General features: G+C 59.4%; 20 protein-coding genes, 2 pseudogenes and 1 riboswitch. Of the genes and pseudogenes, 10 read left to right on the forward strand and 12 right to left on the reverse strand.

Annotated elements, in window-relative coordinates; all coding sequences use genetic code 11:
- Positions 1-154 (forward strand): SDR family oxidoreductase (locus tag CV770_RS36110; RefSeq protein WP_146101418.1); only part of this gene is annotated, 154 nt, incomplete at its 5' end.
- Between the two features lie 132 nt (positions 155-286).
- Here the strand turns inward: CV770_RS36110 and CV770_RS36115 are convergent.
- The 4 genes and pseudogenes from CV770_RS36115 to CV770_RS36130 form a co-directional block, all read right to left on the reverse strand.
- Positions 287-532 (reverse strand): patatin-like phospholipase family protein, encoded by a 246-nt coding sequence (locus tag CV770_RS36115; RefSeq protein WP_161500065.1) that lies wholly within the window; start codon positions 530-532, stop codon positions 287-289.
- A gap of 758 nt (positions 533-1,290) precedes the next feature.
- Positions 1,291-2,364: a ribonucleotide-diphosphate reductase subunit beta gene (locus tag CV770_RS36120; protein ID WP_201760187.1), complete on the reverse strand. Its 1,074-nt coding sequence runs from the start codon at positions 2,362-2,364 to the stop codon at positions 1,291-1,293.
- The gene (locus CV770_RS36125) at positions 2,355-4,295 is read right to left on the reverse strand and encodes a ribonucleoside-diphosphate reductase subunit alpha (RefSeq protein WP_201760188.1); all 1,941 of its coding nucleotides are present in this window, start codon (positions 4,293-4,295) and stop codon (positions 2,355-2,357) included. Before CV770_RS36125 ends, CV770_RS36120 begins: the two co-directional genes overlap by 10 nt.
- A gap of 104 nt (positions 4,296-4,399) precedes the next feature.
- Positions 4,400-4,613: riboswitch (cobalamin riboswitch) on the reverse strand.
- A 76-nt stretch (positions 4,614-4,689) separates the two neighbouring features.
- Positions 4,690-4,874: pseudogene (locus tag CV770_RS36130) on the reverse strand (IS6 family transposase); the annotation flags it as partial.
- 793 nt (positions 4,875-5,667) lie between these two features.
- Between CV770_RS36130 and CV770_RS41880 the strand changes: the two are divergent.
- The 5 genes and pseudogenes from CV770_RS41880 to CV770_RS42900 all read left to right on the forward strand — a co-directional run.
- A complete protein-coding gene (locus CV770_RS41880; protein ID WP_146101419.1) occupies positions 5,668-5,892 on the forward strand; it encodes a hypothetical protein in 225 nt (74 codons plus the stop codon).
- Positions 5,893-6,270: 378 nt separating this feature from the next.
- On the forward strand, positions 6,271-6,483 hold the full coding sequence (locus CV770_RS41885) for a hypothetical protein (RefSeq protein WP_146101420.1): 213 nt from the start codon (positions 6,271-6,273) through the stop codon (positions 6,481-6,483).
- A gap of 283 nt (positions 6,484-6,766) precedes the next feature.
- Positions 6,767-7,294, forward strand: coding sequence for a hypothetical protein (locus CV770_RS36135; protein WP_104465737.1), 528 nt, complete (start codon positions 6,767-6,769; stop codon positions 7,292-7,294).
- A 1,110-nt stretch (positions 7,295-8,404) separates the two neighbouring features.
- Positions 8,405-8,614, forward strand: coding sequence for a hypothetical protein (locus CV770_RS42895; protein WP_201760189.1), 210 nt, complete (start codon positions 8,405-8,407; stop codon positions 8,612-8,614).
- An 82-nt stretch (positions 8,615-8,696) separates the two neighbouring features.
- Positions 8,697-9,063, forward strand: a pseudogene (locus CV770_RS42900) (transposase); the annotation flags it as partial.
- Positions 9,064-9,094: 31 nt separating this feature from the next.
- On the opposite strand, the gene CV770_RS44125 reads toward CV770_RS42900, so the two are convergent.
- Together CV770_RS44125 and CV770_RS36150 are read right to left on the reverse strand one after the other, a co-directional pair.
- On the reverse strand, positions 9,095-9,193 hold the full coding sequence (locus CV770_RS44125; protein WP_349627989.1) for a group II intron maturase-specific domain-containing protein: 99 nt from the start codon (positions 9,191-9,193) through the stop codon (positions 9,095-9,097).
- 194 nt (positions 9,194-9,387) lie between these two features.
- Positions 9,388-9,651, reverse strand: coding sequence for a hypothetical protein (locus CV770_RS36150; protein WP_104465738.1), 264 nt, complete (start codon positions 9,649-9,651; stop codon positions 9,388-9,390).
- 128 nt (positions 9,652-9,779) lie between these two features.
- Between CV770_RS36150 and CV770_RS42280 the strand changes: the two genes are divergently transcribed.
- The 3 genes from CV770_RS42280 (at position 9,780) to CV770_RS36155 (ending at position 11,417) form a co-directional block, all read left to right on the forward strand.
- Positions 9,780-9,944: an alpha-crystallin domain-containing protein gene (locus CV770_RS42280; RefSeq protein ID WP_161500067.1), complete on the forward strand. Its 165-nt coding sequence runs from the start codon at positions 9,780-9,782 to the stop codon at positions 9,942-9,944.
- A gap of 77 nt (positions 9,945-10,021) precedes the next feature.
- Complete coding sequence (locus CV770_RS42285) at positions 10,022-10,186, forward strand: hypothetical protein (RefSeq protein WP_161500068.1); 165 nt, start codon at positions 10,022-10,024, stop codon at positions 10,184-10,186.
- Positions 10,187-10,547: 361 nt separating this feature from the next.
- A complete protein-coding gene (locus CV770_RS36155) occupies positions 10,548-11,417 on the forward strand; it encodes an outer membrane protein (protein ID WP_104465739.1) in 870 nt (289 codons plus the stop codon).
- A gap of 156 nt (positions 11,418-11,573) precedes the next feature.
- Here CV770_RS36155 and CV770_RS36160 read toward each other — a convergent pair whose 3' ends face one another.
- The 3 genes from CV770_RS36160 to CV770_RS36170 all read right to left on the reverse strand — a co-directional run bounded on the left by CV770_RS36160 (position 11,574) and on the right by CV770_RS36170 (position 15,148).
- On the reverse strand, positions 11,574-12,623 hold the full coding sequence (locus CV770_RS36160; protein ID WP_104465740.1) for a PLP-dependent cysteine synthase family protein: 1,050 nt from the start codon (positions 12,621-12,623) through the stop codon (positions 11,574-11,576).
- The gene (locus tag CV770_RS36165) at positions 12,620-13,324 is read right to left on the reverse strand and encodes a GHMP family kinase ATP-binding protein (protein ID WP_161500069.1); all 705 of its coding nucleotides are present in this window, start codon (positions 13,322-13,324) and stop codon (positions 12,620-12,622) included. Before CV770_RS36165 ends, CV770_RS36160 begins: the two co-directional genes overlap by 4 nt.
- Positions 13,325-13,927: 603 nt before the next feature.
- Positions 13,928-15,148, reverse strand: coding sequence for a M24 family metallopeptidase (locus CV770_RS36170; RefSeq protein WP_104465742.1), 1,221 nt, complete (start codon positions 15,146-15,148; stop codon positions 13,928-13,930).
- Between the two features lie 728 nt (positions 15,149-15,876).
- Here CV770_RS36170 and CV770_RS36175 point away from each other — a divergent pair.
- Complete coding sequence (locus CV770_RS36175) at positions 15,877-16,164, forward strand: hypothetical protein (RefSeq protein WP_245453951.1); 288 nt, start codon at positions 15,877-15,879, stop codon at positions 16,162-16,164.
- A gap of 550 nt (positions 16,165-16,714) precedes the next feature.
- Here CV770_RS36175 and CV770_RS36180 read toward each other — a convergent pair.
- From CV770_RS36180 to CV770_RS36190, 3 genes are all read right to left on the reverse strand, one after another.
- Entirely contained in the window at positions 16,715-17,083 is a 369-nt protein-coding gene (locus tag CV770_RS36180; protein ID WP_104465743.1) for a hypothetical protein, read from the reverse strand.
- A complete protein-coding gene (locus CV770_RS36185) occupies positions 17,017-17,871 on the reverse strand; it encodes an integrase catalytic domain-containing protein (RefSeq protein ID WP_104465744.1) in 855 nt (284 codons plus the stop codon). Before CV770_RS36185 ends, CV770_RS36180 begins: the two co-directional genes overlap by 67 nt.
- 367 nt (positions 17,872-18,238) lie before the next feature.
- The coding region (locus tag CV770_RS36190) for a thioesterase domain-containing protein (RefSeq protein WP_245453952.1) at positions 18,239-19,304 on the reverse strand (1,066 nt) is incomplete at its 5' end.

The following is a 19,304-nucleotide window of genomic DNA, read 5'->3' on the forward strand; positions in this document are numbered from 1 at the left end:
TGGGCGGGCAGCCGAGCCGCCGGAAGTGTCACAGGTAGTGTTGTTCCTGCTCAGTGACGAGTCCTCTTATCTTACGGGCTCCGAAATCGTCGTCGATGGCGGTCTGACGATCGGCGTCCCGTACAAGTGTCAGGCGCCCGAAAGCATCTTCTGACTAGCAGCGGACCAATTGTCACATAAAACAAGCTCTGACGTTGCGATGTATTACAGCAGTGGGAACTACGAAGCCTTTGCTCGCCCCCGCAAGCCCGCTGGTGTGGACAGCAAGACGGCGTGGTTCGTTGGTTCAGGCTTGGCGGCGCTCTCCGGCGCGGCCGCCGGTGCTGGTTCCGGCGACATAGTCGAAATAGTCCGCCAGACGATAGTCGGCGCGGTTGCTTGCCTTGGTTAGCAACCGCTCGATTTCCTCTAGAAGTTTCAACGAGAGGCCCCCTCGGATTCCGCCCCCGTCGATGGCAAGACGTTTGCGCGGCCCGCCACTCTCGAGCCGCGCTTTTAGATCAATCCGACGTTCTGGAAGACGTCCCACCATGTGCTTCTCCCGCTTCTGAAACTCCGAGGGAAGCGAAACCCGAAGATGCCTCGATCGCTTATCGCTGCGGGACATGCAAAGTGGTGACCAAATAGGGGCCAGCACATCCGTAGCACTACTCGATGCACCCTAACCTAAGCCTCAGGCCGAGGTTGTATCGTGAAGTTTCTCACAATCGCTGTTGTAGTTGGATGACGCAGCTCACCGCGGAGTGTCCGCGACGATCGACGGCGAGTTCGGCGGTCCCGCACAGGGTCTCACCAAATTCGCGGTGTCGGCGCCTGATAGACAAGTCGCAGGTTCCGCTCACTAGAAATGTCATCGGTGAGAGGACAGCTAGGCTGGCCTGATCGCCCTATGTTCGACCCGCCGGAGGCGCGGTCGATGGTCGGGACGCCGCCGGATAGGCTCGGGCGCTTTTGAACGCAGCCAAGGGATTTCAATGATCCTTCGGGTGCTATGAATCCACGGAACGAGAAGTCCTCTGGTCCCCTGTCGCATTCGAGCGGGTTCGGGTTGTAGAGCCCTCCACATCATAGCCGCTGAAAACAGCCGCCCCCCCATCAAAGGCGGCTGTGATCGTCTTGCGCCTGACCGCTCGAAACAGGAAGGGCAGAATCGTATCGTCGACCATGGCCGGTGTGGTTACCTCGATGATGTCAGCGCAGAATTGGTCTCAGCAACCGAATCCCACGTCCCATCGGCGGCTTACACCACATTCGCCAGCCACCTACAGGCCCTTCATGAATAAAGATGGGCTAGATACGGCCGAAAGCCGCCCACACCCCGTTTTCGCCGTCCCAGCTGCCGCGGCTCGCCGCCTTGGAGTACTCCGTGGCGCGCTGCTCGAAGAAGTTGGCGTGCTCGACACCATTGAGAATCTCGACAAGCCACGGCAATGGATGCGCCTTGAGCTGGATGAATCCGCCCTCCTTGGCCTCGAAGAAGCCGAAGACCGGGGCAATCCGCAGCTGGGTCAGTCGCCAGTCGGCGACATAGCGGACGTAGGCGTGGATCTGCTCAGCTCGCATGCCCTCGATCTTGCCGAGCCCGAAGGCGAGGTCGACGAAGTTCTCCTCCAGCTTCACCATGGTCTTGGCGACGTCGACGATGTCGTCACGGACAGCGCGCGTCACCGCGCCGGTTTCGCGGTGCCATTCGTGAAACAGCATGATGATACCCTCACAATGCAGACTCTCGTCGCGCACTGACCAGCTTACGATCTGTCCCATGCCGTTCATTTTGTTGTGGCGCGGGAAGTTGAGCAGCATGGCGAAGCTCGCGAACAACGCCATGCCTTCGGTGAAGGCGCCGAACATCGCCAAGGTCCGAGCGACATCGGCCACGCTGTCGACGCCGAACTCGTGCATGTAGTCCGCCTTGGCGCGCATCTCGGCATAGCCGCGGAATGCCTCGAACTCGGTCTTGGGCATGCCGAGCGTCTTGAGCAGCAGCGCATAGGCGTCGATGTGGACCGTCTCCATGTTGCTGAAGGCCGACATCATCATCTGAACAGTGAGCGGCTGGAAGATCGGGATGTAGCGCTTGAGATAGTTGTCCCCGACCTCGATGTCCGACTGAGTGAAGAAACGAAAGATTTGGGTGAGCAGCGCGCGCTCGCTGGCGGTGACGCGGTCCGACGCCCAGTCCTTGAGGTCGGCGCCGAGCGGCACCTCCTCGCCCATCCAATGGGTCTGCTGCTGGCGCTTCCAGAGCTCGTAAGCCCAGGCGTAGCGATCGACATCATAGGTTCCGGTCGAGTCGAGCAGCCCCACTCGTCCCTTGCCGATCAGCGTACGCGGATCGACGGCCGAAAGATCGATCACTGACATGCAAGGCACTCCTCATAATCAGTACGCTGCGGCTGCGGCGCCGCCACCTTGTCGCTGTCGCCGATCTTGCCGGCGAACGCCGCGCGCGAGATAGACTTTGAGCGGCAGTAGTAGAGGCTTTTCAATCCGCGCTGCCATGCCGTCCAGTGCAGCATGTGAAGGTCCCATTTATCGACATCGGCTGGGAGATAGAGGTTGATCGACTGGCTTTGGCAGATGAACGGGGCGCGGTCGGCGGCAAGCTCGACGATCCAGCGCTGGTCGATCTCGAAAGCGGTGCGAAAGATCGCTTTCTCGTGCTCCGACAAGATGTCGAGACGGGCCACCGATCCTTCGTGTGCTATAATCGACTGCCACATCGCCGAAGTGTCGGCGCCCTTCGCCGCAAGCACTTTGGCGAGATGCGGATTACGCACCGAGATGGCGCCGGACAATGTCTTATGGGTGTAGATGTTGGCCGGGATTGGCTCGACGCAGGCGCTGGTGCCGCCGCAGATGATGCTGATCGAGGCGGTCGGCGCGATTGCGATCTTATGGCTGAAGCGCGCCATCACGCCGCGTTCCAGGGCATCCGGGCACGGACCACGCTCGCGCGCGAGCGTCACGGATGCCGCGTCGGCGTCGCGACGGATTTTTCGGAACATGTTCAGATTGAACGACTTGGCCATGACACTTTCCATTGGAATGCCCTTGGCCTGCAGGAAGGAGTGGAAGCCCATGACGCCGAGGCCGACGGAGCGCTCACGCAGGGCAGCGTAGCGGGCACGCTTCATGCCGTCCGGCGCCACCGTGATGAAGTGGTTGAGCACGTTGTCGAGGAAGCGCATGACATCCTCGATGAAGGTGGGCTCCTCACTCCACTGGTCCCAGGTCTCGAGGTTGAGCGACGACAGACAGCAGACCGCGGTGCGCTCCTCGTCGCGATGATCGATGCCGGTCGGCAGGGTAATTTCGCTGCACAGGTTGGAGGTCGAGACCTTGAGGCCCAGCTCGCGCTGATGCTTGGGGAGCGCGCGGTTTACGGTGTCGATGAACAAGAGATAAGGCTCGCCAGTCTGGAGCCGGTTCTCAAGGATGCGTTGCCACAGCTGGCGGGCATCGATCTGGCGGACGACCTCGTTAGTCTTCGGACTCCGCAGAGCGAACGCGGTGCCGGCGCCCACGGCACCCATGAACTCATCGGTGACGTTGACGCCGTGATGCAGGTTGAGGCTCTTTCGGTTGAAGTCGCCGGACGCCTTGCGAATCTCGAGGAACTCCTCGATCTCGGGATGGTGGATATCGAGATAGACCGCCGCCGAGCCGCGCCGCAACGAGCCCTGGCTGATCGCCAGCGTCAGGCCGTCCATGACGTGGATGAACGGGATGATGCCTGAAGTGACGCCGCCCTTCACCTTCTCGCCGATCGAGCGAACATTGCCCCAGTAGGTGCCGATGCCGCCGCCGTTGGAAGCAAGCCAGACGTTCTCGTTCCAGGTACCGACGATGCCTTCGAGCGAGTCCGCCACCGAGTTGAGGAAGCAGGAGATCGGCAGGCCGCGCGTGGTCCCGCCGTTGGAGAGCACCGGTGTGGCCGGCATGAACCATAGCCGGGACATCGCATCATAGAGACGTTGGGCATGCGCAACATCGTCCGCGAAAGCGCAAGACACCCGCCCGAACATGTCCTGGTAAGTTTCGCCGGCGAGCAGATAACGGTCGGTCAGCGTCAGCTTGCCGAACGACGTCAACAAGTCGTCGCGCGACGGATCGAGCGTGAGGTCGGGCGGCTTTGGCGATGGCGCGAGGGGCCACGGCAGCGGAGCCGGCGATGGCGAAAGGGGCACCAGACACGGCTCAGGCGCGGCAGGCTTCGCCTGCGCTAGGCGCGGCCGCACACCCGGTGGCGCGACGAGATGACCATGCTGATCGAAATCGTAAGACGGCGACATCGGCAACCCCGCGATGTTAGGCGCTGGGGCCGCGCGGACGACTTGCGAGGAGAGCTGGCAAATGTGCCCGGCTGCAAGCGACCCACCGGGGCACCCCGCCCGAGGACTTTCGTTCAGTCGCGGCAGGTCTCCTGGCTCGCGGGTCGCTGGGGCTGTCGGCCTTCCCAGCGCTGTCGCGCCAGTGACCATGATGACAACCGCTCGCCGCTTACAGTTGCGGGGGCAGCCTCGGAATAGCCGTTGCCGGCGCACCGGGTTCCCTCTTAGCTTCCATCCTACGAGATGCGGGAATGGAAGACCGTGACGGGCTACATATAGGCGCCGCTCGCAGAGATTCGTCAAGCGGCACCGTCAAGTTAACGAATTGGAGCAGCCCCGAGGTCAAGGTTCGGCGAGCGCTTGTCGTGGAGATCTCGCGCCAAGTCGCAAAGGCTCGCTCGCGCGAAACACGACGGAAGTCGGCAGTGACGGCTCCGAGAGAGAGGATGTGGAAAAGGTTCGCGACCTGATCATGAACTGACAGAAAAATTGAGCCTGACGGGACGATTTGAAACGCTTCATGATCCGATCGCGTCGCCTCTTACCCTTGCGGCGTTCGTGGTCTGGACTATCCCTTCACTCGGCGATGTCCGCTGTAAGTGCTTCCCGTCGAGTCTCCACCCCTCGCCCTGGCAGGGGCTTGGCTCGGGGAATCACTTTCCAACTGAATGTGCCTTATGTGAGGCTACGCGACCGTGGGGCTCGCAGGCGGCGTGGTCGCGCGCTTTGTTCACGATTCCAAAAGCTGCTTGGTTTGCCTCCATGAACATTGGAAGGACGAGAAACATATATCCAAACCGCGTCTCGATAATACCGGAATCGTCACGCCGTTAGGGTGCAATGCGCCTACATTCACCGGAGGAGGCTTTGATCTGCAAGAAGTCTCGCTTGAAGTCGTCCGCAGTGCGGTCGGATTGCTCTCAGAAGGGAAGTACGACCCCGGCACCTGGCAAGTGTCTATCCTGACACTGCAAGGCCAAAACAGAGCACGTGTGCTGCCACGCTGGGAGCGTTTGATTGCCCCCCACATCCACGCTGTTTGGGCCGGGGAATGAACGTCTTGCTTTCTTCGCACGTGATGCGGGCAATGTGCAAACTTGCTTGCGAATTTGTCCCCCTTGAGAATGGCGGAGTTCTTCTCGGCTGGGCGCGCGGGGAAAGACCGGGTGGTAGTCGACCTTCGCGGTCCCGGCCCGCACGCCCTTCACGGGCGACACTGTTTCGTGCCTGATCACGCTTGGCAGGTCGCAGAGATTCGGCGGGCTTTTCAGGATAGCGCGGGTGACGTTGATTACCTCGGCGATTGGCACTCGCATCCGGTGGCGCCGCGGCAATGAGCGATCTGGACTCGGCTACGCTGCGGCGCATTGCTCGCCGCGTGAAGGAGCCGCTCATGCTGATCGTGGCAGGCAGCGAGATCAATCAAGGCTGGTCGGCGCGTTGTTGGAAAGGGCGCATTGATGGGCGATTTCTGAGGCGCCGCTTGGAGGCACAACCACAGGAGCTAAAATTGTTCGATCCGCCACACGATTGGGCAACCGTCCGTCACGCTGTATGAGCCGACGCTTACTTGGCGTGTAAGTCGCTCGGATGAATTGGACCAGTTCGGAACATCAAGGGCGAGCCCAACGCCTACCAGCCGAAGGAGTTGATGCCCTGAAGCGCGGTCGCTAGGGCAGAGTGTAATTTTCGAGGTATCAAGGCCGAACATGGGTGATGTGCGGATTGACACGTCGCAGTGGAAGCGCGGGTACGGGAAGAAGCCAAGTGGACGCCGATATTGGCGCTTCCGGATCGTCTCTCCCCGTACTATGGTCAAAGAATATGAGTTCAGGACGGATTTCGCACTGACCTTTCCGGCCGCGTGCAGGGTCGCAATGGAAAAGGCGCGGCAACCCGGTTCGGCTCAAATATAGTGCTGCTACCCTGAGGGAACATGACCGCAAGACGTGCCGACGCGAGGTCTTTGTCGGCCATCGCATCAGTGCGGACGGCGGCAAAGCGGGCATCGAAGAAGGCGAACTTCACGCCAGCTTTGAAGATTCGTTACTCGCACCTGACGCGCGAAGTGGATCTCGAAGAGTACCAATCGCGCGTTGGCCGCTCACGCACGATGTGCGTTGATCATGTCGTTTCTCGCCGCGACTAAAACTGCTCGCCGTCAATTGCGCGGTGGCACGGTCGGTTCGTCGGGAACGACGCTAAAGACTGGTTAAAGATGGCTCACGCTTTCTTGCGCCCACGTGTGGCGCAAGTCGCTGAGAGGGACACCATGGGCACCCGTCTGTGAAGCGGCGCTCGACCGTTCGTAGCTGGCGGCGCGGCCGAAATGTTTCTACTATGACCACAACGCCGGGCGGCCAGGATCAGTGGTCGGGCACCGAAAGAAACAGGCATTCAAGGCGGCAGCAATTTCTCAGGCGACTCAAGCGGTGAGCGAGGACAATGCAACAGATGGCGCCTCGACTAAAAGCCCGACCGCCGATTTTTTGGAGGGGCTGTATGGCGAGCCATTGCGCGCCGAGACGATGCGGACGGGGCGCCATCTGATCATTGCTTCGGCGATTTGCGCGGTCGTCGTGACATTCGATGTACAGCTCAAAGGCACGGGCCTGGTCCCGTTGGACTTCGGCAATCGGTCCGAAGTTTTTGCCATGCTTATGGCGCTGGCTGTCATCTTGCTGCTCCTTAGCTTCGTGTTGCGGACCTGGACCGACCTGCTTCGCGAACGCGAGACAGCGAAATTGGTCACGCAGTATATCGAAGATGAGCGACTCCATGCCGCTCGGAAGTCCGCAGAGGGCGCGGACGCCGAAGAGTTAAGAAGTCAGCGCGAAGCGCTCGAGGGATCGGAATACTACGACCAAGAGGACTCGAATTGGGACGCATACCACAAAGTTAAGGATGCCGCCGACGCGGCCCTGCAGAAAGCAGAAGGCCGTTTGGGAAAGCGGCGGTAGCCACTCGGCTTGCGACGCGCATGGATGATCCTGGAAGCCGGCCTGCCTATCGTCTTTGCGGTGTTTGCGATCTACAAGTCATGGACATCCGTCAACGCTCTCTTCAAAGCACTGTTCTTGTCGTAACGGCGGTTCAAGCAGCCGCAAGATTTTCTCGGAGGAACTCAGCAAAGCACCGGTGGATGAAGGCGCCAGAGCGAGCTATGCCGGATTTCGGGTGAAGGAGCCGATTATCGGGGCGGCGCATGAACAGTGGCTGAAGATGAGCAAAAACCAGCGTGTCGGATTGAGCGCCATAAACCTTGGTATCGTTCGGGCACCTCTTTAGATGCCTGACGTTTGCCAAGGTTCAATTGAGCCGCTGATCGCGATCGTCTTCGCTGCGGTACGAGGCTGGCTGAAGCGGACATCTCATTCGTCATCGCCGGGGTCGGCCGCTGATTAGCTAGTCAGGAGGTTGCGAATTCTGTTTTTCGTCGGAATGGCAGTCTTAGCCGGGGCGTGGCTAGAGGCGCTCATGGAACCATTCGAGCTTGCGTGGTGCGAGTTTGAATATCAGCGGGTTCTCAAACAGCTTCAAGAGAGGGAGGCCGGGGCGACCTAGGGCCCACAGCTCTCCCTCACGTAGGAGCCCGTCGGTTGCCCCGGGGCTTCCCCTTTAAGCAAACATCCCCGGTTCGAATCCAGCTCGGCGAGCCATTGCGGACAGCTCCGGCCGAGCCATTATCTTAGCGAACGGTAAAGCTTCTCGCGTCGCTTGTCAGAGCCGATCAACTGCTCTGAGATCTCGCGGAACAGCCGGGCCTCATTCCCACCTCTTTGCATCCGTGTCACAGCGTTCTCGGCTTACGCTCTCCAAGTAACCACTGCTTCGCGGTTGAGCTATCCCACTGCATGGCTTCTGCTCGTGAGCCCGGTAGTGCTCTTCGCTTCTCTATGAATTAGCATCGCCGCAAGGTTTTCCTCGGCAATTGGCCTGTCAGCTAGCGCGATCCAGAGGTCGAAGACGTGCCGAGCTATGACGGAAACTGGGTGATGACGACCTGAGAAAGGCGGCGTATCGAGGCGGGGGATGAAGCCTGCCAGCAACCTCCAAAGGAGCGATACGCCGTGAACGAGACTACCAATGTTTTTCCTCTGCTTCAGCCCGATCAGATTGCTGATCCACTGACGGATATTCTGCGTGCCGGAGCTCGCGAACTGATCGCCCGCGCTGTCGAGAATGAGTTCACTACATTCCTGGAAACGACGAACATCTGGCGCTGCCGGATGGTCGGGGACCGGCGCGCGAAATTGCCACCGGCATCGGCCCTGCCGTGATCGCCCGTCCGAAGGCCCGCGACCGTGGAGCAAGCGGGCCAGGCATCTGCGTGACATCTACCTAGCGCAGAACCGGACGGCCGCTGAAACAGCAATTGATATCTTTGTCGAGAAGTACGGCGTCAAATACAAGCCGGCCGTTGAATGCCTGATCAAGGATCGCTCGGCTATGTTGGCGCTTTATGACTTCCCTGCCGAGCACTGGTCGCATCTGCGTACGTCGAATCCAATCGAGAGCGTCTTTGCCACGGTCAGGCACCGGACTGTGCGAACGAAGGGAGCGTTAATCGCCACACACAGCAAAGTTGATGGTCTTCAGGCTCGTCGGCGCCGCATCTAAAACCTGGCGACGGTTGAAGGGCACAAATCAGTTGCCGAAGCTGATATCCGGGGTAAAGTTTGCGGACGGAATCGAAGTCATTCCGACCGCTGAAGTCCGCGCCGCCTGATCGGACCGCGTCACCCAAAATCCGTCATAGCTCAGACGTGCCGATCAACGACCTGATGGGCCGTGGCGAGAGAGCCATAGCTGAAGTAAGCGGACCAGCCGCCCAGAAGGCGGTTCAGTCGCGCAGGCACTTCGGGCCAGGCGCCCTTGTTGCCCGGCGTCAGAGCTCGCTGATCTTCTTCCTGATCCGCAGCACACTTTTCTTGGACGGAGCTGCACCAAAATACCAGTCCTCATTGGGGAAGCGGCGGGATCCCAGTGTGTACCCAACGAAGTCGAAGCGTTCCAATCGGGCGTTCTTCACCGAGGTTTTCGCCTCGACGCGTCAACGCCGCTCCACCGGCCCCAAGCTTTGATGACGCAAGTGATCTATCGCTTGCTGTGCGATACCTTGAAACTCTTCAGATATTGCTGAGCCGATCGCTTTTGGATCGAATGCAATTTCGACATCTGAATCGGACAAAACCCCGGCATTCCGCAAAGCATAAGCCATTCTCGCAATCGCCCAAAGGGAGGCGCGCGCAACGGCCTCGCTTTGTTTAGCCTGCTTGAGAACGTCGACCATCATTGGGATTTCATCGCGCTTCATAGCATTTCGCTCCTCGTTAGGCTGGCACCGTCTTTAGGATAGCGGAAAAGACGGCTGCGCGACTACTGGTCCCGGCCATATAACCCTTTTTGGCCGCGTCTTTAATAAGCGATTAGTTGAACCGGGTTGTGGCACTTGCCCCGAAGCGGCGGATCAAGGGCGCCGGCTTCGAGAAAAGCCTGCTCGTGATCGACCTGCAGCGCGAAATCCCCGAGGCGAAGGAGCCGCGTCGTATCGCGATCGGCAGTACTGCCCCGAGCAACGTCACTCAGATCGAGTCCGAAGCCGCCTGACCGAACACGGCGAATTGAACCTCAATCGCCGATCTCCCGCGCGGTGATCCTTCACTCGTCTTGGATCGGGAGCAACCATGCGGCGCAAAGCGCTCGATGTCCTGGTTGCCGACACTTTCCCGACAACATCTAAATTTCCAACAGCGATGCGCACTGTTCCAGAGGTTAATTACGAACTGATCGAAGCCGAAGCCCATATCCGGCTGAGGGCGTTGTCAGCCTGCAAGACCAAGAGCACCTGATGGGCGGCGGCCACATTAAAGTCTCCTAATGGAGAGCCGGTTGGCCGTGGTGCGGATCGATCCTGGCGGCGAGTTCGGCTCCTTTGAGTGGTCGCGCGAATATCACTGTCCGCTCGCGTGTCAGCCATGTCGAGGAGCTCGGTGAAGTGGTCTGGAGGCCCTCGCAGTCACAGTTATAAACACGTTCGTCCTTGCGGGCCAAAGCATCCGCTACCGGCCAGACTCGAACTTTTGGCCATCCTCCAGATGGCAACGCTTGCGCCCCAGTCACTACCAACGTTGGGAATTGATGGAGAAGATGGTCACAGGCAATCCTCGTTAATAACCGTCAAGGAAGTCGATACGAAGCTGGGTTTAGAGAATGAGAAAAGTTCTGCTGGGCACGGTAGCCCTCATCACGCTGGCTGCTCCTGCCTCTGCCGCTGATCTGGCCGCGCGGCCTTACATCAAAGCGCCTCCGGCGGTCATTCCGATGTATGATTGGAGCGGCTTCTACGTCGGCATCAATGGCGGTGGCGGCTCTGCGCATCAGTGCTGGGACCTGGTCAATGCCGGCGGCGTGGTCGTCGCGCCGGCCGTTGGCATGGGGTGCCATCATGCGACGGGAGGCACGGTCGGCGGTCAAATCGGCTACCGCTGGCAAATAGCGAACTCGGTGTTCGGTCTGGAGGCGCAGGGCAATTGGGCCGATTTCAAGGGCTCCAACGCCAACGTTGCTTTTGCAGGCGTCCAGGATGAATTTAAGCTTGATGCATTCGGCCTGTTCACGGGGCAAGTCGGCTATGCCTGGAATAACGTGTTGCTCTATGTGAAGGGTGGCGCGGCAGTTGTCCGCGACAAATACCGGGTCTCCGATTTTGCGACCGGGCTGACTATCGACAACGGCAGCGAATCCCGTTGGGGCGGCACGGTAGGAGCGGGCCTTGAATTTGGCTTCGCTCCGAACTGGTCCATCGGCATTGAGTACGACCACTTGTTCATGGGTCATCGGGACGTAGACTTCTTCTTTTCAACAGGAATCGTAGGTGTTCCGGTGGGCGCTTTTGCAGGGACTGCCCGTATCAGTCAGGACGTCGATATCGGTTTGGTCCGCGTGAACTACCGCTGGGGTGGCGCGGTCGCCACGACATATTCATCTTCGCCAGAACGGAAGCGTTCCTTCACACGGGGGACGCACAGCCGGGCTTCCGGCGCACTGCTCCTCTCTCAAGCTAGCAAATCATTGATTTAGATCATTTCCAAGAACTACGTAAGGATTGTCCGTTGCGACCTGGCGCGAGATCGCCACGACAGGCCTTATCCCCGAATATCGAACCTCTGAGCACCGCCTTCTCGCCCAGCGGTCGATTAAGTTGACGATGCCTCGCTTCCGCCCGGCTGCGGCGATTTAGCCAAGCATCCTATGTGCCACTTCGCCTCCACTCGGCACCTCTTCCAACACCCGCCGCCCCCAGATCATGCGTGTCCATGTCTCCTCTCCACTTGGCGCGATCTTCTCAATTGTGACTGGAGCATCGGCAATCTCGACCGGCCAACCCGGCAGAGCGGTGAGCCACTTGTTGTTGAACACGGTCTCTTGGTATCGAAAACCCTCATCGGGCAGGATGACGACCGTCGCCGCCCTGGGGCGCTGGCGCGCATACCATTGCGCCACCAAGGCGGCTGCTCCGCTCGTCGGCCCCATAAAGAGCGCATGGTCTCGACAAAGTTGGTGCGCCGCGGCGAAGGCAGGCAGAGCGCCAACCCAATGGACCTCATCAACCAGGCGGTGGTCCAGATTCCGGGGCAAAATCGAGTTACCAAGCCCGCGCAGCAGCCGCTTTCCGGGCGGATGGCCGAAGAGCACACTGCGAGGCGTGTCAACGACGAGGACGACGAGGTCGGGAAAGATTTCGCGCAGGATAGCCGCCGTGCCGCACAGGGACCCTCCCGATCCAGCGCAGCCGACGAGACAATCAACCTGACCGACCTGACGTACGAACCATTCCGCTAGCCTGCCATAGGCATGGCAATTTTCGGGATTATCATACTGTGCGGGCCAGAACGCTCCCGCATGTTCTTCTCGGATCGCCTGTAGCCGTTCCAGACGACAGCGCTGAGCCCCCGAACCGTCCGGATCGTCCACGACATCGAGCCGCGCCCCCAGTAGTTTCAGTCGGCAGCGGAGCGTTCGATCGATCAAGGTTTCGGCGCTGATCAGGGTCAAACCATAACCATGCGCCGCCGCGATCAAGGCAAGCGCCAAGCCGAAGGTACCGGATGTCGTCTCAACAATATGACCGCCAGGTGCAAGGCGCCCAGAAGCGCGCGCACGGGCGATCATGAAGCGGGCCGGCATAAGCTTCATCAACGGAAAGCAGGCAGCGAGGAGATTAGGAGCGAGACGCGCTGGCCGCGGTGTTTCGTAGGCAGCAAGAAAAGTGTCGGCGCTGTTCATGAGGAGATGGCTTCATCCGCGTACGTTGCGAAGACCGTAACGTGCTCAAATCCGGAATGACTGAGGCGGTCGGCTACTGCGTTGGTTCGTTCAGTGACGCCCGGCTCCTCCACTGGAAACAGGATGCCCATTAGCGTGCCACTATGGGCCACTTGAAGCCCGCAACCGCCGACTTCTGCTGTCAAACGCAGCATGTCATCAAAATGGGACTTGGAGAGATGGCGCTGGCTAATCCGGGAACTCGCGGTCGCCACCCGCCCGAGTAGCCGGGCATTCTGTTGTTTGATCGCCTGGGCGGCCAGGCCGCGCAAACACCGAAATTGTTCAATCTCGCGCGCATCGTAACGCGCCGGCGGCAGATGCAAGGTGTCGACTGGCTGGTCACTCGGATGCCTGAAGCCCACCACCATGAATCGCGGATACTCGTCGGTGAAATGCTCGATGACCATGCCTTCGCGCTGAGCAAACAACACCGGTCGGCCATCATAGGCGGCAGGATCGCTGGCGCCTTCAGCAGCTACCGCAATGTGCGACACCGTCGCGCGGGAAAATGCCGCCCCCGCTGAGGCCGCCACGGCGCGGATTGCCGCAACAACATCGGCGGTCGAAGAGCCGTAGCCATGACTCGCCGGAATATTGCTTTCAATCGTGAGATCTCCTCCATATTGGACAAACCCGAGATGTTCGAACGTCAGGGCCATCGCCCGCGCTGCCTTAGTATGACCGATCGGCGATATCTTGATCTCAGCGGTACCCCGTCGCCGAAAGGTCGCGACCGAGTGCCGAGCTGGAAATGGCATTGTGATAAGGCCGCGATGAAGGCGTCCATCGTCAGCTTCGAATACACCCTGCAGCAACTCACCGTGGTGACCGATTGCACGGCCAACACCGACATGGAGCAAGCACCTTGGCGCAAACTCGTTCACAGGACCAGAGTCACGAGCGCCTTCATTTGTTAGAGCATCGCCCGCGCCCATGACACCCGCTCCAGGCACTTTCGCCTACATAATTGCAAGATAGCTCATTTGGGTATAGCTACCAGAATTGGGAGACACGAAGTCCGGGCCTGGCTGCCTGAACAGCGCTCGTGTGAACTTTCGGGCTCCGGGCGCCGCTGCCGCAGCTGGTTCGCCAAATCACATTCTGATAACCATGTACTCTGCCGCCCGTTGAACTTGGAGCGGGAACGTCTCAGGTTTGTAAAAGAGAGCTCCACCGTTTGCGGGATCTAGCGAAGCGTTCGATGTGCGAGGCTGCGACGATTGCGCGCTCACGCTCCCAGCGAAGGAGATCGATCTCCGCCGTCATGGCGACACCATCAAGCTGCCGTCAGTGGTCATGAACGTTTCGATGCCGTCCGCGCGCACTACGACAGTGTCTTCGACCTGAAGGCCGCCCCAGCCTGTCTCGTAATATGGTGTCTCGACACACATGACCATCCCCTCCTCGAGGAGGTCAGTACTGCTCGGCGTAAGATCGGGCAGATCGTAGCCGTCGATCCCGATGCCATGCCCAACATGTGAACGTGAAAAGTGATTGATGCCCTCTTTTCGCGTGACATCGACGGCCCTCAGGAACACGTCTGCTGCCTTGACACCCGGTTTTATCATTTCGAGTGCGGCCTGAACGCCGCGATGCAGCGCGCGATGATACAGTTTAGTTCTGGCTGAGGGTTCTCCGAACACGGCGATGCGCGCGATATCGGCGCGGTAATGCCTGAAGCGCCCACCGACATCAAACCGAATGATGTCGCCATCGACCAGGCGAGCGTCAGACGGCTGCACGTTGGGCATAGCACTGCGCGTTCCGAAGCCAATACAGCCGAGCACCGGTTGACAATCGCTGTCGACGGTCTTCCGGTGAAACGCGCGCGCCATCTCAATCTCTGTGATATCAGTTCGCGCTTCCGCCAACGCGGCTTGGATCGAGCGCTCAGCAACCTGAGCGACGTATCGCAGTCGGTTGATCTCCTCCGTAGTCTTGACGGCGCGAATCTTTCTGAACAGGGCGCAACCTGGGACGAGCGTCGCGTTGGGCAGCAGGTCTTGCAGGCGTTCCCAACTGCCCGGCAGCAGTCCAAGCTGGTCAATCGCAATACGTCCCTTGGCGACGCCCGCATCGATAAGCGCCTTGGCGAGCGCCTCGAGCGGCGTACCATCATCGGGCAGGCCAAAGAGGCTCAGAAGTTTCTTATCAAGGCCACTGTGCAATCTTTCTGTGCGATCCATCTGAAAGTAGCCAAATCTGCGGACGTTGGGCACCCAGACATTCTGGTCGGCAAGAAGATCCAGCAGAGCGGTCGAGGTAACCACCGTAGATCGCTCGGGGCCGTTCCGGGGAATAACGACGTACGTCTGTGGCCCCCTTCTGATCCATTGTGATAATGCCCAGTACCCACTTGCGTAGGTCACGTTCTCTGGCGAGCTTGCCACCAGAGCGTCAACATTCTCCGATCCCAAGACTGCTTCGAGACGATCCAGATTGACAAGTTTGCCGGAGTGCCGTGTCTGCAGAAACTTGGCCATTTAGCAGCCCTTCCGGCTGACAAGTCGGCTGGAGTGCGCCCCCAGCATTGTAGTATCGTGCCCGGTTTTGCTAACCGAGGGAGCGTCTGCATTCTCACCGCGCGCTTCTCGGTGTGCTATGTTGAGGCCAAGCTTGGTCATACTCTCGAGCCCGATCGGGGGACGGCGCTGTCGTACACGTCATACAAGCGCGGGAGGCCAAGCAGCCTGAAAGCGACCGTCAATCTTGTTACCATCGCCTTTGCGCAGCTTTGAAAAGGCGATCGCTGTTGTAGCGCACCTCTGCAGAAACGCGACAGACGTTCATTAGCCGGAGCAGCAACGAGCGTGCCAAATCGTCTCTTGATACTAGCTGCCAATATGATCGCGAGAAACGTTGGTCCAAACGGCGGTCACGGGTGTCCGAAAGCTGACAGCGGACGCCGCTGTAAGATACCGGACAAGGAGCACTCGGTCGATGCGGGACCAACGGATTGGGAATAGCGGAGCCGATCGACGTGCCGCGGCCTAGTTGCCGTCGGCAGCGCAATTGGACGGAGCTTTCGCGCTGCGCTCCCTTGGTCAAGATCATCCCGCAGGTTTGACGCGTGCGCATGAGCGCCTTGTGCAGTTGTAGACTTCGTGCACGAGCTCGCAGACACGTCGAGTTGATTTTCGTCAAAGGCATTCGACGCACTCTCAGGTATTGATAGACAACTATCGCTGGGTCGTTCAAAGGAAATGTTCTCATGAAAAGTTCAAGTACGACGAGTCCCATCGCGCTCACTATCGCAGTCGTCGGCGCGTTGATGAACAGTGGTGCATCCGCCCAATCGGTCGATCTGACCGGAAGTTATCAGTGCATTCAGAGATGCTACGGCGCTGTTTTGGCCTACGTCACGCAAAACGGATCCGAACTCAATCTTTTGAGCGAGGCAGGCGTACCTTCTCGTGCATGGCCAGACTGGTTCTATCCGTCGAACCGCATTTGGGTTGATGCATTCAATATGGGACAGTGTACACGCCCGACGGCATGACTATCCAGTTCGATAATGGGACGATTTGGCAGTGCTATGTGCAGCCTCCTTCGGCGTGGGTAAAAAGGACAACGTCACGTGTTCGCCGTCAGGGCTTGTGAGACACATTGCATGGTTCGGCGGAGCGAGGATTTCTGGTTCATCGTAGCCACAGGAGCGAAGATGAAGCAGAAATTTGGGCAAAGCGTCGGCAGAACAAGCGGTAAAGGACATTAGCGCCAGACAAGCCGGCAGTATTCTTCGGAAGAGAAGATCCGTATGGTGCTGGAAGCATTGCGGGGCGAGGAGAATATCTCCGAGCTGTGCCGGCGCGGTCCACCTAGAAGCTGGTCGAGTGGGGAGTCGCTTGTCCTTTGCCACTAGATCGCGCCGCCATGGGCGGCCTAGCCGATTACGCGCTCTACCGCATGCTGGGAAGTGCCACCGGAAACTTACAATTCGAATTGCACTACACCGATTGGCTCGTCGAACCGTTCAAGTAGGAATTCCGCTTCAAGGTGTCAATCTGCGTTGGACTGGGACCCCCCCCGTATTGCCGCATCTGCGAATGTTACCCTGATGGCGCCATTGCTGATGACGATCCGATGTCGATTAATCGGTCGCGCCAGATGGCTTTCCCGGTTTGGTCGACGAGAGGGGCTGTGGGCGGGTCGGGCCCTACGTAGCCCGAGCCGTCCACAACCGCGGGCAATGGGGCAGCCGTCGTGGCGTCGTCGAGCGCGCCCTGGGCAACCAACCGTTCGGCAGCCCTCCGTCTGAGCGCCCTCAACAGACGTTGCACAATCGAATGCTGTCTCTTTCCGAACTCCTCGGGGTATTTCTCGCGCAGCCGGCCGACATTTGCGAGCGCCGTCAGCTGCGGCTGCTCTGCGAGCCACGCTTCGATCGCGGCAATATGCGGGTCGAGCTTGGACGGCATGCGAACTCTGGTCTTATAGGGCCGACGAGTTCGCCGGTGCGTGGCACGCGGCTCGCCGACCGTCGCGGTCTTGCCGAGCGTCTTCGCGAACGTCGCCGCGGTCGCTGGCAGGATGCTAGTCTAGTGCGAGCGGGTTGCAGGCCGCGCGCCTGTCCGGCACGACGATCGACGCGATTGCCTAGTTCTTCTTGGGTTGCGCGAATCTCCGCCAACAGCGCGACCGGATCGAGCGAGCGATACTGATCGCGGAGCCGTTTCTTCACGGCCGCGGTCACCTTGGGATGCGTCAAGGCACGCTCATAGGGCGTCGATGGGAGATGATAGCGCTTGATCACTTTAGCCCCTTCGCGACGCTTCTCCTTCAGCTTGAACGACGGCTGGAAGAAGTTGACGTAGAGCCGTGCCGCCGCATAGAGGCGGCCCATCATACGCGCCGTCTCGACGCCATCGAAGCGGCCATAGCCCATGAGGCGGCGGACGACGGCACCATTCTTCTGCTCGACAAACGCCTGATCGTTCTTCTTATAGGCGCGCGAGCGAGTGACTTCGAGCTTCTGTTCGCGACACCATGGCACGACGACATCGTTCATGAAGGCGCTGTCGTTGTCGAAGTCCACGCCGCGCAACTGCCAGGGGAACAGGCTCTGTGCGCGGTTGATCGCCTCGACGACGAGCGAACCTTCTCGCGTCAGCAAAGGCAGGCACTCCGTCCAGCCGGTGGCGACATCGACCATCGTTAGGGTTTGGATGAACGAGCCAGCCACCGACGTGCCGCCATGGGCGACCATGTCGACCTCGCAGAAGCCGGGCACCGGGCTGTTCCAGTCATTGAACGTGCGGATCGGGACTTCGCGCCGGATTGCCGAATAGAATCCGGCACGGCGCCGCCTGCCGCCGCTCGCCGCGATCTTCACATCGACGAGCAGGCGATCGATGGTGGCGGCGCTGATGGCCAGAATTTGTCTATCGGGGTTGACACCGTGCCCGCGATTAAAGAACGGACGACTTGCCAGAGATCACTCCCGCGAAACTCGAGTGGCAATACTTGCCGATGTTCGAGTGTTACCACATCGCCGACTCCTTGGTGTTCAAAGCCGTGGGCCTGCTCCACATCCCAGATCATGTCCGCCGCTCCCAATCGATGCCCGAACAATGTTAGCTCGGCGGCACCTGCGATTGCCGCCGACGGTCTGGTGAATTGGTCAAGGCCATCGAAAGGCATCGAGCCAGAACTCGGCGGTTTTCTGGGATGTTCATCATCGTCGTGTGGTCACCCGGAACGGACACGGCGTGAATGGCCTCGGGACGCAAAACCCTGTTCCAACCCCGCAACGGCGAACTTGCATCCTGACCTATTGAACCTCGTGCACGACGGCTGCCGACACGCCCGTTGACGTAAAACTGGTTGATCTCGATTCCAAGAGATGGAACTTCATACAAGTCCAGTGCCCATTGGAACTGCGCGGCCTTTTCATACGTCAGAAGAAGGCTTTCTGGATCACGATCCAGGGGTATCGCCCCAATTTGCTGTGCCTTTTGAATCAGTTGGCCAATCGAGCTGTTTGCAGCAAATCGCTCTAAGACCCGGAAGCTGTCATCTTCCAAAAATTCCATAGAATCCAGTAGCACTTCCCGTGCCGTTTGGGTCAGCGATAAGCTTCGTCGATTTGCAGGTAACGCAGCATCCATGAAGGCCATGAATGACACAGCTTCATTCAGATTCAGTAACTGCTGCGCAATTGCGTAAGCCAAGATTGCCCCTGATGAGTATCCAGCAAAGCGATACGGTCCATGTGGCTGGATCTCTCTAACTGCTAGCATTACTTCCGCGGCTATTGCCTCAAGAGTTGGTGGACGTACGTCGTCGAAATGCGGCCATGGCAAAGCATAGACCGGACAGTCGACGTCCATTTCCTTCACGAGGGGGAGGACATAGGAACAATCGCCCAATCCCGTGGGAACAAAGAAGAGCGGTGGCTGTGATCCCGTTTCCAGAACGGAAATCACTTGCGGACTGCTGGGCTGTCGGTTCAAATGAATCTTCGATGTAAGCTCCCTCAGAACAGGGGCTTGGAAGAGGTCGGCAGCGCTAAACGTCAGCCCAGCTTTTTGTGCTCGACTGAGCAGCGGCACCGCCAATAGCGAGTGCCCGCCGAGCGCAAAGAAGTGGTCGTGGCGTCCGACCCGCGCCAGCCCCAGAAGCTCGGCCCAGATCTGTGCC

The organism is Bradyrhizobium sp. AC87j1 (assembly GCF_002936975.1).
Lineage (GTDB): Bacteria > Pseudomonadota > Alphaproteobacteria > Rhizobiales > Xanthobacteraceae > Bradyrhizobium > Bradyrhizobium shewense.